The following is a 13,047-nucleotide window of genomic DNA, read 5'->3' as shown; positions in this document are numbered from 1 at the left end:
TCGGCCATAAGGCCTTCACCTCAACGATTAAGTTGTCGACAGGATGCGTCTTGGGGTCGTCTGGGGACATCTACGTGTCTCGTGAAGTCTATGTACGCACCTGTTACCATCGAGTAGTTACCAGGTGGTTGCAGGGCCGCGGGTCGGATTCGTCCACGACCGGCACCCGTTGCGCGTACTGCAAGCACTAAACCCCTGCCGCCGTATCCTCCGAGCATGAACGGTAATCGCTTTGGGCGACTGTTCCAGGTCACGACCTACGGGGAGAGTCACGGTCCCGGGATGGGCGTCGTGGTCTCGGGCTGTCCCGCGGGACTCGAACTCGACGAGGAGACGATCCAGCGCGAACTCGACCGCCGGAAGCCCGGCCAGTCGATGATCACAACCTCGCGGGGCGAACCCGACGAGGTCACCATCAACTCCGGAATCCAGGACGGCTACACGACGGGGACGCCCATCGGGATGACCATCCAGAACAAGGACGCCGAGTCCGGAAAGTACGAACCGTTCGTCACCGCGCCACGACCGAGCCACGGCGACTTCACGTACTCCGCGAAGTTCGGCACCCGGAACTGGGGCGGCGGCGGTCGCTCGTCAGCGCGCGAGACGGTGAACTGGGTCGCGGCGGGCGCTATCGCCAAGGAGATCCTGGAGCGTGAGGGCGTGCAGACGAAGGCCCACGTCAACCAAATCGGCGACGTCGAAGCGCCCGAGGTCTCCTTCGAGGAGATGCTCGAACACACGGAGGACAACGACGTCCGCTGTGCACACCCGGAGACGGCCGCGGAGATGCAGGAGCTGATCGAGGCGTACCAGGCCGAGGGCGACTCCATCGGCGGGTCGATCTACTTCGAGGTCCGTGGTGTCCCCCGCGGACTCGGCGCCCCGCGCTTCGACAGCGTGGAGGCGCGACTCGGGCAGGCGATGCTGTCCGTGCCAGCGACGACGGCCTTCGAGTTCGGCCTCGGCCGCGAGGCCCGGGAGTGGACCGGCAAGGACCGCAACGACGACTGGGAGTTCTCCGATGAGGGTGAGCCGGTCCCCGTCGAGAACGACCACGGCGGACTGCAGGGCGGCATCACGACCGGCGAACCCATCTACGGCGAGGTGACGCTGCACGCGCCGACGTCGATTCCGAAGGAGCAACAGACCGTGGACTGGGAGACCGGTGAGGAGAAGACCGAACAGGTCATCGGGCGCCACGACCCAGTGCTCCCACCGCGGGGCGTCCCCGTGGTCGAGGCGATGCTCAACGTCACCATCCTCGACTTCATGCTGCTCGGTGGCCGCATCAACCCGGACCGACTCGACGGCCAACCCGGCGAGTACGACACCGACTACCACCCAAGCAGTCCGCGCAACGAGTAACGGCCGTCGACCTAGTCGAGCGAAGCGGCTTTTTGCGAGGGGGCCCGAGTAGCGCACAGATGGACGCCCACCAGCGCGGCCAGCAGAACCCGTACGGGATGGACGAGGAGTGCCGGAACTGTCCCGGCCTCTGTGACGTCCGCGAGCGCGTCGTCCACGGCTACGGGGACGTGGGCGCGGACTTCGTCTTCGTCGGCGAGGCGCCGAGCGCGGGCGCCGAGCGCACCGGCGTCCCGTTCACGGGCGACGAGGCGGGCGAACGGTTCCAGCACATCCTCGGGAGCGTCGGGCTGAACAACTCCCTCCCGTCGAGTGAGGAACCGGAACTGGACAACGCCTACCTCGCGTACCTCACTCGCTGTCGGCACCCCGACCGCGACCCGTCCGACACGGAGGTGACGACCTGCGAACCGTACCTCAACGCCGACGTCCGGATGATCAACCCGGAGATCCTGGTGCCCGTGGGCCAGCGCGCGCTCACCGAACTCGCGCGGGAGCACACCACGAAGCCCGCCGAGGAGTTCGACGTCGAGGAGTGCCACGCGACGACAATCCGCGGGCGCGGCTTCGAACTCGCGCCGATGGTCCACCCCACCGACCTGACCGACGAGCAGACCGAGACCTACATCGAGTTCTTCCTCGACCTGCTGGGGACGGACTACCGGCAGACGAAGGGGCGCCGCGGCCGGTAGCACCCTCCAGCGGCGGTGAGAACGTCGTCTCTACCGCCAGTACGGTGTTTTCGTGTGGCTGGGGCCGCCAGTGCCGCCGACGCCCGCGCCGACGACCGCGAGAACGGCGACGACGAGGAACGCGAAGGTCGCCGCACCCGCGACCAGTCCGAGCGCTGCCGGCAGTGCGAGAACGGCGCCGACCGCTCCAGCTACGATCGTGGCGAGCGCGATTCCGGTGAGTATCGTTCGCGTGTCCACGGTCGCGATAGTTACGGCTGCACGGGCTTAGTTGGTTCGCGGGTCGCACTATCGCGGGGGCAAACCGCCGCGTCGCTCCCACGACCGTACCACCGCGTTCAAGCCACCCGGGACCCCAGGACAACGTATGACCGTCGTCGCCGTCACGATCGACCCGCCGCGGGACGGACTCGTGCTCCCAGAGCTCCCCGACACGTCGCCGCTCACGGAGTCCGAAGCCACGTCGCTGTACGAGGCGATGGCCGCCGACGCGTTCCTGGCTGCCGCCGAGAGCGGCGGCGAGTTGCTCGTCAACTACCGGCCGGACGACGACCTGCCCAGCGAGCACGTCCCGGCGGACGCCGACGCGGAAGCCGAAGTCCGGGCTCTCGTCGAGTCCGTTCTGGACGAGGAAGAACGCGAGGACGTCCGCGTCGAGGTGCAGGTCGGCTCATTGAAGGCCGCGCGCGTCGGCAACACCGTCTCCCACCTGCTCGAACGCGAGGGTGTGACCTCGGCGGCCGTCCTCGAACCCGACGCGCCACTGTTCCTCCGGAAGGACGTCGACAGCGCCGCGATGAAACTCCGGCGTAGTCCCGTCGTCCTCGGTCCTGCCGCCGCCGGTCGCGTCTACTTCGCGGGGTTCAGCGACCCCATCGACTTCACCGGCGCCTACGACGTCCCGCCCATCGAGAACCTGACCGCTCGCGCGCTCGACGCCGGCCACGACGTCGACTTCCTCCCGCGGACCATCCGCGTCCGGACCGGCGACGACCTCAGGTCGCTGGTCGCCGAACTCGGCGCCCGCCACGCCGCCCACCGCCTCGTCCCACCCCACACGACGGCCTACGTCGAGGAACTCGGCCTCAGCGTCGATCCCGTCGGCGGCCAGGCGACACTCGTCCGCGACTGATCACCACCGGACAACGACAGTTTCAACCGTCACCCGTCCCTACGCCAGTTCGCGTGGTGAGGTGGCAGAGCGGCCTAATGCGCCGGTCTTGAAAACCGGTGGCGTCAGCCTCATGGGTTCGAATCCCATCCTCACCGTGTACCTTTTCCAGCGCGCGAGCCAGCGGCCCGCGCTTGCAAAAGCTACGCCAAAAACACAGCGTCACCCCCTCAGCCGCGCTTCGCGCGGCTTCGAGGGTTCCTCGGTCCGAGCACTTCGCGCTCGGTGAATCCCGGGCCTCGGGTTCTCCGAATCGTTCGGCCCGCGAACGCTAGCAACTTCGGCTGTCCAGTCAGCGCAATTGAGAAACGGTTTTGGGGCCAGCGCGGAACCGTCCGTGTATGGCAGAGATGGAAGACCCTTCGGGGCGGAACTGGATTCACGACCCGGACGGGGAGAAGGGTAGCGAGGGCGGCCGCAACTACGGGCTCGCAGTGCTCTCGAAGATGACCGACGAGCACGGGGACTTCCCGCTGGACGCGGCGGCGTTCGTCGAGGAGTACGGCGACTGGCCGATTCGATTGAACCACCGACGTGTCGTCTCGGTCGCGGACATCTTCGAGCACGTCGAGGTCGACGAGTTCGAGACGAAAGTCGACTTCCACAAGAAGGTCGGGGCGGCGCTTCGCCGGGGCAACTACCTGGAGTACCACCCGACCGCGTAGCTACTTCGTGTCGCCGACGGGTCGCCCGCTGTCGGTGTAGCGCTCGCCGTCCTCTTCGCGAGCGGCCCACGCGGCCATCTCGCGACTCTCGGCCGCCACCTTCTCCTCGAGGAGGTTCACCGCGACGGAGTTCGCGCCCTCCGGGATGATGATGTCGGCGTCCTTCTTCGTCGGTTCGATGAACTGCTCGTGCATCGGCTTCACCGTCGAGAGGTACTGCTCCATGACGCCCTCGAGGTCGCGGCCGCGGTCGACGACGTCGCGCTCGATACGGCGGAGGATGCGGACGTCGGCGTCCGTCTCGACGTAGATGTGGAGGTCGAGCATCTCGTTGACCCGCTCGTCGTACAGCGCGAGGATGCCCTCCAGGACGATGACGTCGGTCGGTTCGACGGTGACGCGTTCGTCCTCCCGGAGGTGTTCCTCGAAGTTGTACTGGGGCATCTCGACGGGCTGCCCGGAGAGGAGGCTGTCGAGGTGGTCGCGGAGCAACTCCCACTCGAACGCCGACGGGTGGTCGTAGTTGACCTCGGCGCGCTCCTCGAAGTCCATGTGGCCGAGGTCGGCGTAGTAGTTGTCGAGCGGGATGAGTGTGACCGCCTCCCCGACGTTCTCCGTCACCTCGTGTGCGACCGTCGTCTTCCCGGCCCCGGTTCCCCCCGCGATGCCGACGACGAACGACGGGATGGTCATTGCTACAGGCACGGGGGTGCGTGGTGTTGAATGCAGCGTTTCCACTCGGGCCACGTGTCGGTCCGCGCGAGTGTCTGTCCCAATTGGCACTCGTCGAGAATCGTCGACAGTGAACTACGGGCGAACAGGTCATACACGTTACGGGAACACACTTTAGCCCGATTGCGTGTTAGCTGTTCACATGCCTCAATTACCCCTCAGGGACGTCATGTCCCACGAGTTCGTCGGTGTGAGCGAGTCCGACCCGTTGCTCGACGCGGTCGAGTTGATGCGCGCGGAGAACACCACCAGCGCGGTTGTACTCCGGGGCAACCAACCCGTCGGCCTGGTCACCACGGAGGGGGTCCTCGACCTGCTCCTCGACGACGCGCGCTTCGCCGACACGACCGTCTCGGACGTCATGCGGGAGACGCCGGAGATGCTACCACCGGACGCCGTGGTCTCGGACGCGGCGAACGCGATGGGGCGAACCGGCGACCCGCGAGTTCTCGTGACCGACGGGAACGGCGTCCGTGGCATCGTCGAGGCCCGGGACATCGCTCCCACGGTCACCGGGCCCGCGCGCGAGCAGTCTCCGGAGGCGGTGAGTGCGGGCGCGAGCCAGCACTCCGGCAGCGAGTTCGGCGACGGGTCGTCACGCGACGACTTCACCGGAACCCAGACCGACTACGCCGAACAGGGCGTCTGCGAGAGCTGTGGCGGACTCACGGGGGAACTGGTCTCCGTCAACGGGCAACTGCTCTGCATCGAGTGTCGCTCCGTCTGAGCCGACCGACGGCTTTAGCCGACCGCTACCGTGCGTTAGTTCTGCCCTCACCGTTCCGGAGACAGTAACGCATATACAGGCCGCTAGGCTCCCTTCTCGTACATGGCGATACGGACCCTCGACGACCTCCCGGCGGCCGACGCTGCGGTCGGTGTTCGGGTCGACATCAACAGTCCGCTCGCGGACGACGACTCGCTGGCCGACGACGCTCGCCTGCGGGCTCACGTCGACACGCTGTCCGAGTTGCTCGACGCTGGCGCGCGCGTCGCGGTGCTCGCCCACCAGGGTCGACCCGGCGGCGACGAGTTCGCGCGCCTCGAATCGCACGCCGACCGCCTCGACGAACTACTCGACCACGACGTCGACTACTGCGACGCCACGTTCAGCGCGGACGCCCGGGACGCCATCGACGCCCTCGACTCGGGCGAAGCGGTGCTCCTCGAGAACACTCGCTTCTACAGCGAGGAGTACATGGAGTTCGACCCGGCGCGCGCCGCGGAGACGTTCCTCGTCTCCCGGCTCTCCCCCGCCCTCGACGCGTACGTCAACGACGCGTTCGCGGCGTCCCACCGATCGCAGCCCTCGCTCGTCGGCTTCCCCGAACTCCTCGACTCGTACGCGGGGCGCGTGATGGAGGAAGAACTCGACGTCCTCGGCGCCATCGAGGAGACGCCGACCCCGCGGACGTACGTCGTCGGCGGCGCGAAGGTCCCGGATTCGGTGGCCGTCGCGGAACACGCACTCGAGAACGGCCTCGCGGAGACCGTCCTCTGCACTGGCGTCGTCGCGAACATCTTCCTCGCGGCCGACGGCGTCGACGTCGGTCGCCGGAGCACGGAACTCATCCACGATAACGGGTACGAGGCGGAGATCGAGACCGCAGAGGCCCTGCTCGAGTCACACGGCGACAGCATCCTCCTCCCCGTCGACGTAGCCGTCGCGCGCGACGGCGAACGATGCGAACTTCCGGTCTCGGAGCTCCCGCCCCGTGACGACGAGGCCGTGATGGACCTCGGGAGCGACACCGTCGAGGCGTACGCGGACGTCCTCGCGGAGACCGGCACCGCCATCCTGAACGGTCCCGCGGGCGTCTTCGAGGACGAACTGTTCGCCGACGGCACTCGCGGCCTCTACGAGGCCGCCACGCGAGCGGAGTACACCATCGTCGGCGGCGGCGACACCGCGGCCGCCATCCGGAAGTTCGGCCTCTCGGGATTCGACCACATCAGCACCGGTGGCGGCGCCGCGCTCCGCATGCTCACCGGCGAACCGCTGGCCGCCGTGGAGGCGCTGCGCTGATGGAGCTGACGGCCGCGACGGGCGAGGACGTCCCGGCCGTCGCCGACCTGTGGGAGGCGCTCGCCGCCGAACAGCGCGACCACGGCTCGCACCTCCTCGCCGCGGAGAACCACCAGCAGGCACAGGAACTCATCGCGCAGTACGTCCACACCGGCGGCGTCGCGGTGGCGCGCCAGCACGGTCGACGCGTCGGCTTCGTGATGTTCCACGTCGAGACCGGGCTGTACGAGACGGACACGAAGCGCGGCGTCGTCGACAACCTCTACGTCGTTCCCGGGGCGCGCGACGACGGCGTCGGGTCGGCCCTGCTCGACCACGCGGAGGCAGAACTGCGCGAACGGGGTGCCGGCGTGCTCGCCGTCGAGGCGCTGTGGGACAACGAGGGCGCGCGTCGCCTGTACGAACGGCGGGGGTACGACCGCCACCGGGTCACGTTCGAACGGCCGGCCGAAAGCGATACGCACACAAAGGACCCCGACTAACCCCGAACTGCGCCAAGGGAGCTTGGGTGGCTCAAGCACTCGATTTGTAATCGAGAATCCGTGCGTTCGAATCGCACCCTTGGCTTAGGGGACTCGACCACGGGGAGAGTCCCCGGATAATCGAACGGCTAACACTGGAGCCGTGAGCGCTGCACCGCGACGTTTTTCATCCGTCGTTGCGACCCACTAGTCGATGTCAGGCCCGGAGACCCGCGACCCGACGCGCTGCAAGGTCGGCCCTCTATCACCAATAGAGGTAAATGATGTACGTCATGCAAGACTACTACTTCGTGAATCGGCAAATGCCTTTACCGTCAAAACGTAGCTACAAAGCATGGTAAACGTTACAGAACTGATTCGCCATCCGTTCTTGGCCCTTCGAGCAGTGAATCAGCTTTATCACAGTCGATTTCTCCAGCACTCGTACAATCACTCCGGGACAGACATCTTCGCCGAGGACTGGGACAACTTGGTAATACTAGATGCGTGCCGCTTCGACGAGTTCGCGGAAGTATCGACTATGCCAGGAAACCTGGAAAGCCGTATATCTCGAGGTTCAACGTCTCCCGAGTTCATCCGGGGGAACTTTGGGGGAAAACAACTCCACGACGTAGTTTACGTCTCTGGGAATGGATGGTTTTTCAAGCTTTTAGACGAGCTAGATGTCGAACTACACGCCGCCATAAGCGTCGACCACGAAGGCTGGGATGCGAAACCAATTACTGAGAAGGCGATTGAGGCCATAGCTGAGTTCCCGAACAAGCGACTGATTGTGCACTATATGCACCCCCACGCACCCTACGTAGGCCCAACTGCTGAAAAGCTGTTCGAAGGATACAGCCAACCAGAAGTGTTCGAAAAGATACAACACCGCACAGTCTCCTTCCCGGACGACCGCCTTAGAGCAGCTTACAGAGAGAACCTGAATTACATCTTAGATCACGTTGAGGAAATCTTAGAAGCTATGGAAGGTAAGAGTGTGATAACGGCTGATCATGGTGAACTATTGGGGGAGAGATGCTTTCCTTTGCCAGTGAAGGATTACGATCACCCGCCAAAACTTCACGTAGAAGAACTCGTCAAAGTCCCCTGGCTAGTTCATCAATCGGAGAATCGCAAACGAATCGTAGCAGAATCACCAGTTGGCCACGACCAAGTTGGCGACGCAGATCTCGAAGAACAGTTGGAGAAGTTGGGTTACTTATCATAGCCGCGTCGCGAACAGGGGCAATCACACGCTCTCTTCTCAAATTTCAGAATGGTAATTTGGCGAACGAGCAGTTAAGCAATCGCGGTATACATTGCCGAATTATTTCACTTCTCACCGCGGGACTTTTCTGCCGGTACATCGACTCTCCAGACGATGTCAGGCCCGGAGACCCGCGACCCGACGCGCTGCAAAGTCGGCCGTCTCATCGCCGAGTACGACCTCGAGGACATGGGCGAGGAACTCGAACGCCGGTGGACGGGGACGGGCGACGAGCGCGCGAGCCTCCGGGTGCTCGCCGACGAGTTCAACCGCCGCCTGCTCGCGGTGGCACTCGACGAGGTGGGGCGCAACCCCGTAGCGCAGGACGTCACGGCGACCTACGAGGTGTTGACCGGCGACGACGTCAGCGAGGGGGTGCGTACCCAGAAGCGCCTCGAACTGTCCCGGGACGGCGTGGACGTCGAGGCGCTCCTAGAGGACTTCGTTTCCCACCAAGCGGTCCACACCTACCTCCGGGAGTACCGTGGCGCTCGGCGGGAGGACGACGCCGACCAGATCGAGCGAGACGTCGAGACTCTCCGGCGCCTGCAGGCGCGCGTGGCGTCGGTCACGGCGGACGCCGTCGAGCGGTCGGCGACCACCGGACGCATCGACGTCGGCGCCCACGACGTGCTGGTGAACGTCCGCGTGTTCTGTCAGGACTGCGGGGCGGACTACGACGCCGTCGAGTTGCTAACCCGGGGCGGCTGCGACTGCGAACCGTGAGTGCCCCAAGATGAAGAACTATATTCGCCGGTCGTCAACGGGTAGCCATGGACGAGTCGGCCGCGAACCAGCCCGCGGCACACCTGCACGCGCGTAACGTCGGCGGCATAGACGACACGGACGTCGAACTCGACCCCGGCGTGAACGTGCTCGCGGGCCGGAACGCGACCAACCGGACCTCCTTCCTCCAGGCCGTGATGGCCGTCGTCGGCAGCGATCGCGCCACCCTCAAGGGGGACGCCGAGGAGGGCGGCGTGACCCTCGAACTGGGCGACGAACAGTACGAGCGGACGCTCACTCGCGTCGGTGGCAGCGTCGCCTTCGGTGGCGACCCACTGCTGGACGATCCGGAACTCGCGGACCTGTTCGCGTTCCTCCTCGAGGACAACGAGGCGCGGCGCGCCGTCGAACGCGGGGACGACCTCCGCGAGATCGTCGTTCGACCCGTCGACACCGCGGCACTCCACCGGGAGATCGACCGACTGGAGACCGAGAAACGCGAGATCGACGAGGAACTCGCGACCCTGGACGACGTCTCGGCACGCCTGGAGAACCGCCGGCTGCGCGTAGCCGACCTCGAGACCGAGCGCGAGGACCGTCGCGAAGAACTGTCGGCGGCCCGCGAGGCGCTCGCCGACGTGGAGGCGCCCGAGGGCGAGGAGTCAGACGCGCTGGCGGCGCTGAAGGCCGCGCGGTCGGACCTGGAGGACGTCCGGTTCAAACTCCGGACGGAGCGCGAGAGCCTCGAATCGCTGCGGGAGCAACGAGAGGAACTCCGCGAAGAACGGCAGTCGCTGCCTGCGTCGGACGTCGACGGCGAGGACCTCGACGCTCGCATCGGCGAACTGCGCGGGCGCCGTGAGGAACTGGAGGCGGAGGTCGGGGACCTGCAGGCTATCGTCCGGTTCAACGAGGAGATGCTGGAGGACGCGGGCGGCGTCCACGAGGAGATCGCCGACGAGGTCGGCGCAGGCAGTGATGGCGACCCGAGCCGGCGGTCGGACGGCGGGACGCTGACGGACGCCCTGCTCACGGACGAGGAGACGGACGTCTGCTGGACGTGCGGGACGAACGTGGAGCGCTCGCGCATCGAGGAGACCGTCGAGCGCCTGCAGGACCTCCGCGACCGGAAGCGAGCGCGGAAGGACGACCTGACAGCGGAACTCGAGTCGCTCACCGAGCGCAAACGCGAGGTGGCCGACGTCCGTGAGCGCCGCGCGGACCTCGAGGGGCGACTCGACGCCGTCGAAGCGGAGATCGAAGAGCGCCAGTCGCGCGTGACGGACCTCGAGGCCGAGCGCGACGAACTCGCGGCCGACGTCGAGGACCTGGAGGCGGCTGTCGAGGACGCGGGCGGCCACGAGATGGCTGTCGACCGCGCGAAGCAGGTGAACGAAATGGAGGCCGAACTCGACCGCGTGGAGGCGGACCTCGCCGACGCCCGGGAGACCGTCGCCGACCTCGAGGACCGTCTCGCCGACCGCGAGGCCCTGGAGGAACGCCGCGCAGAGATCGTCTCGGAACTGGCCGACCTCCGGGACCGCGTCGACCGCGTCGAGAGCGAGGCGGTCGAGGCGTTCAACGACCACATGGCGACCGTCCTCGAAATGCTCGACTACGACAACGTCGAACGCATCTGGATCGAGCGCACGACGAAGCGCGGCCGCGACGGTCGGCGCAACGTCGAGGAGACGGTGTTCGACCTCCACGTCGTCCGTTCGAACGACGGCACTGCCTACGAGGACACTGTCGACCACCTCAGCGAGAGCGAGCGGGAGGTGACGGGGCTGGTGTTCGCGCTCGCGGGCTACCTCGTCCACGACGTCTACGAGACTGTCCCCTTCCTCCTGCTGGACTCCCTGGAGGCCATCGACGCCGAGCGCATCGCGGCGCTCGTCGACTACGTCGCGGAGTACACAGAGTTCCTCGTGGCGGCGCTCCTCCCTGAGGACGCCGCGACCGTCGAGAACGTGGACAACCGCGTCACCGAAATCTGAGCGAGAACGAGAACGGTTCGCGGGCCGGTCTACTCCAGCATCTCGCGGGCGATGATGTTCTTCTGGATCTCCGTCGTCCCCTCGTATATCTGGGTGATCTTCGCGTCGCGGTAGAACCGCTCGACGTCGAAGTCGTTGACGTAGCCGGCGCCGCCGTGGATCTGGACGGCCTCGTCGGCCACCTCGACGGCGATGCGGGAGGCGAACTCCTTGGCCATCGACGCGAGCGCGGTCAGCTGGCCGTCGCGGTTCTCGACGCTCCAGGCGGACTTCTGGGTGATCGTGCGGGCTGCTTCCGTCTGCGTGCGCATCTCGGCGAGCTTGTGCTTGATGGCCTGGAAGTCCGAGATGGGGCGGCCGAACTGCTCGCGCTCCTTCGCGTACTCGAGGGCGCGCTCGGTGGCGCCGCGGGCGATGCCGACACCCTGCGCCGCGACCATCGTCCGGGTCTCGTCGAAGAACTGCATCTGCTGGAGGAACCCGCCGCCCTCCGTGCCGATGAGGTTCTCCTCGGGGACGCGGACGTCGTCGAGGATGAGTTCCGCGGTGTCGGAGGCGCGGATGCCGAGTTTCCCCGTGATCTTGTCGGCCTCGAAGCCGTCGCGGTCGGACTCGACGACGATCTGGCTGAAGCCGTTGTAGCGGCCGCTGGCGTCGGGGTCGGTCTGGCAGAGCACGACGAAGAAGTCGCCGACGGAACCGTTCGTGATCCACATCTTGTTGCCGTTGATGACCCACTCGTCGCCGTCCTTCTCCGCGCGCGTCGAGACGCTGGAGACGTCGGAGCCGACGTCGGGTTCGCTGATGGCCGACCCCATGATGGCGTCGCCAGTGGCGATAGGTTCGAGGAAGCGCTCCTTCTGGTCCTCGGTGCCGAACGCGATGATGGCTTCCGCGCCGAACCCGGCACTGGAGACGGAGAGGCCGATGCCGGCGTCGGCGGCGAACAGTTCCTCGACGATGATGGCGGTCTCGACCGGCGAGTAGCCGGCGCCGCCGTACTCCATCGGGATGCCCGGCCCCGTGAGTCCGGCCTCCGCTGCCTTCTCCATGACCTCCCAAGGGTACTTCTCGGCCTCGTCGTACTCGCTGGCGACGGGGACGATCTCGTTCTCGGCGAATCGTCGCACCTCGTCCTGGATGGCTCGTTGCTCGTCGGTGAGTCCGAAGTCCATGTGTCGATGTACCGTACAGCGGGTCAAAAGTACTCGTAAACAGCCGACAATGTCCGGGCAGTTGCAGCCACCGCCGAACTGTCGCCGTGCCAACTGAAGGCCGTTTCCGGAAACCACCAAGAGGCGACGGGGTGACGGGACACCTGCATGTCGAACTACGAACTGCCGCCGCTTCCCTACGACTACGACGCGCTCGAACCGCACGTCAGCGAACAGGTGCTCACGTGGCACCACGACACCCACCACCAGGGCTACGTCGACGGCTGGAACAGCGCCGAAGAGACGCTCGAAGCCAACCGGGAGTCCGGCGACTTCTCGGACTCCGCGGGCGCCATCCGGAACGTCACCCACAACGGCTCCGGGCACGTCCTCCACACGCTGTTCTGGCAGTCGATGAGTCCCGAAGGCGGCGACGAACCCACCGGCTCCCTCCGCGACCGCATCGAGGCGGACTTCGGCTCCTACGAGGGCTGGAAGGGCGAGTTCGAGGCCGCAGCCTCCGCTGCCGGCGGCTGGGCGCTCCTCGTCTACGACAGCCACTCTGAGCAACTCCGGAACGTCGTCGTCGACAAGCACGACCAGGGCGCGCTGTGGGGCTCCCATCCCATCCTGGCGCTCGACGTCTGGGAGCACTCCTACTACTACGACTACGGCCCGTCGCGCGGCGACTTCGTCGACGCCTTCTTCGAGGTCGTCGACTGGGCGGAGCCGTCGACTCGCTTCGAGCAGGCCGTCGAACGCTTCGAGTAACGCTCCGCGGGCGT

At 66.3% G+C, this 13,047-nt stretch carries 14 protein-coding genes and 2 tRNA genes; 13 read left to right on the top strand and 3 right to left on the bottom strand.

Annotated features, from left to right (window positions below; all coding sequences use genetic code 11):
* The first annotated feature begins 216 nt into the window (after positions 1–216).
* Positions 217–1,368, top strand: a complete 1,152-nt coding sequence (gene aroC / locus LT965_RS15730) for a chorismate synthase (RefSeq protein WP_232701806.1) — start codon at positions 217–219, stop codon at positions 1,366–1,368.
* Between the two features lie 59 nt (positions 1,369–1,427).
* Positions 1,428–2,060, top strand: coding sequence for a uracil-DNA glycosylase (locus LT965_RS15725; protein ID WP_232701805.1), 633 nt, complete (start codon positions 1,428–1,430; stop codon positions 2,058–2,060).
* Between the two features lie 30 nt (positions 2,061–2,090).
* Here the strand turns inward: LT965_RS15725 and LT965_RS15720 are convergent, their stop codons facing one another.
* The gene (locus LT965_RS15720) at positions 2,091–2,300 is read right to left on the bottom strand and encodes a hypothetical protein (protein ID WP_232701804.1); all 210 of its coding nucleotides are present in this window, start codon (positions 2,298–2,300) and stop codon (positions 2,091–2,093) included.
* A 127-nt stretch (positions 2,301–2,427) separates the two neighbouring features.
* On the opposite strand from LT965_RS15720, the gene LT965_RS15715 reads away from it, so the two are divergent.
* The 3 genes from LT965_RS15715 to LT965_RS15705 all read left to right on the top strand — a co-directional run bounded on the left by LT965_RS15715 (position 2,428) and on the right by LT965_RS15705 (position 3,896).
* Positions 2,428–3,192: a hypothetical protein gene (locus LT965_RS15715; RefSeq protein ID WP_232701803.1), complete on the top strand. Its 765-nt coding sequence runs from the start codon at positions 2,428–2,430 to the stop codon at positions 3,190–3,192.
* Positions 3,193–3,247: 55 nt separating this feature from the next.
* Positions 3,248–3,329, top strand: a tRNA-Ser gene (locus LT965_RS15710).
* 243 nt (positions 3,330–3,572) lie between these two features.
* Positions 3,573–3,896 (top strand): DUF5785 family protein, encoded by a 324-nt coding sequence (locus LT965_RS15705; RefSeq protein ID WP_232701802.1) that lies wholly within the window; start codon positions 3,573–3,575, stop codon positions 3,894–3,896.
* Here the strand turns inward: LT965_RS15705 and udk are convergent, their stop codons facing one another.
* Positions 3,897–4,589: a uridine kinase gene (gene udk, locus LT965_RS15700; protein WP_232701801.1), complete on the bottom strand. Its 693-nt coding sequence runs from the start codon at positions 4,587–4,589 to the stop codon at positions 3,897–3,899. It lies immediately after the preceding gene.
* A gap of 181 nt (positions 4,590–4,770) precedes the next feature.
* Between udk and LT965_RS15695 the strand changes: the two genes are divergently transcribed.
* From LT965_RS15695 to LT965_RS15665, 7 genes are all read left to right on the top strand, one after another.
* Entirely contained in the window at positions 4,771–5,355 is a 585-nt protein-coding gene (locus LT965_RS15695; RefSeq protein ID WP_232701800.1) for a CBS domain-containing protein, read from the top strand.
* A gap of 102 nt (positions 5,356–5,457) precedes the next feature.
* The gene (locus LT965_RS15690) at positions 5,458–6,654 is read left to right on the top strand and encodes a phosphoglycerate kinase (RefSeq protein ID WP_232701799.1); all 1,197 of its coding nucleotides are present in this window, start codon (positions 5,458–5,460) and stop codon (positions 6,652–6,654) included.
* Positions 6,654–7,136, top strand: coding sequence for a GNAT family N-acetyltransferase (locus LT965_RS15685; protein WP_232701798.1), 483 nt, complete (start codon positions 6,654–6,656; stop codon positions 7,134–7,136). Before LT965_RS15690 ends, LT965_RS15685 begins: the two co-directional genes overlap by 1 nt.
* A gap of 11 nt (positions 7,137–7,147) precedes the next feature.
* Positions 7,148–7,221, top strand: a tRNA-Thr gene (locus LT965_RS15680).
* Between the two features lie 249 nt (positions 7,222–7,470).
* Complete coding sequence (locus LT965_RS15675) at positions 7,471–8,346, top strand: sulfatase-like hydrolase/transferase (RefSeq protein WP_232701797.1); 876 nt, start codon at positions 7,471–7,473, stop codon at positions 8,344–8,346.
* Between the two features lie 153 nt (positions 8,347–8,499).
* Positions 8,500–9,111, top strand: a complete 612-nt coding sequence (gene rdfA, locus LT965_RS15670; protein WP_232701796.1) for a rod-determining factor RdfA — start codon at positions 8,500–8,502, stop codon at positions 9,109–9,111.
* Positions 9,112–9,158: 47 nt separating this feature from the next.
* On the top strand, positions 9,159–11,108 hold the full coding sequence (locus tag LT965_RS15665; RefSeq protein ID WP_232701795.1) for an archaea-specific SMC-related protein: 1,950 nt from the start codon (positions 9,159–9,161) through the stop codon (positions 11,106–11,108).
* Between the two features lie 29 nt (positions 11,109–11,137).
* On the opposite strand, the gene LT965_RS15660 is transcribed toward LT965_RS15665, so the two are convergent.
* Positions 11,138–12,283 (bottom strand): acyl-CoA dehydrogenase family protein, encoded by a 1,146-nt coding sequence (locus LT965_RS15660; protein ID WP_232701794.1) that lies wholly within the window; start codon positions 12,281–12,283, stop codon positions 11,138–11,140.
* A 147-nt stretch (positions 12,284–12,430) separates the two neighbouring features.
* Here LT965_RS15660 and sod point away from each other — a divergent pair, with 147 nt between their 5' ends.
* On the top strand, positions 12,431–13,033 hold the full coding sequence (gene sod, locus LT965_RS15655; RefSeq protein ID WP_232701793.1) for a superoxide dismutase [Mn]: 603 nt from the start codon (positions 12,431–12,433) through the stop codon (positions 13,031–13,033).
* Positions 13,034–13,047 lie beyond the last annotated feature (14 nt).

This window comes from Halobacterium wangiae (assembly GCF_021249345.1).
Lineage (GTDB): Archaea > Halobacteriota > Halobacteria > Halobacteriales > Halobacteriaceae > Halobacterium > Halobacterium wangiae.
This window is presented reverse-complemented; position numbering and strand designations above follow the sequence as displayed.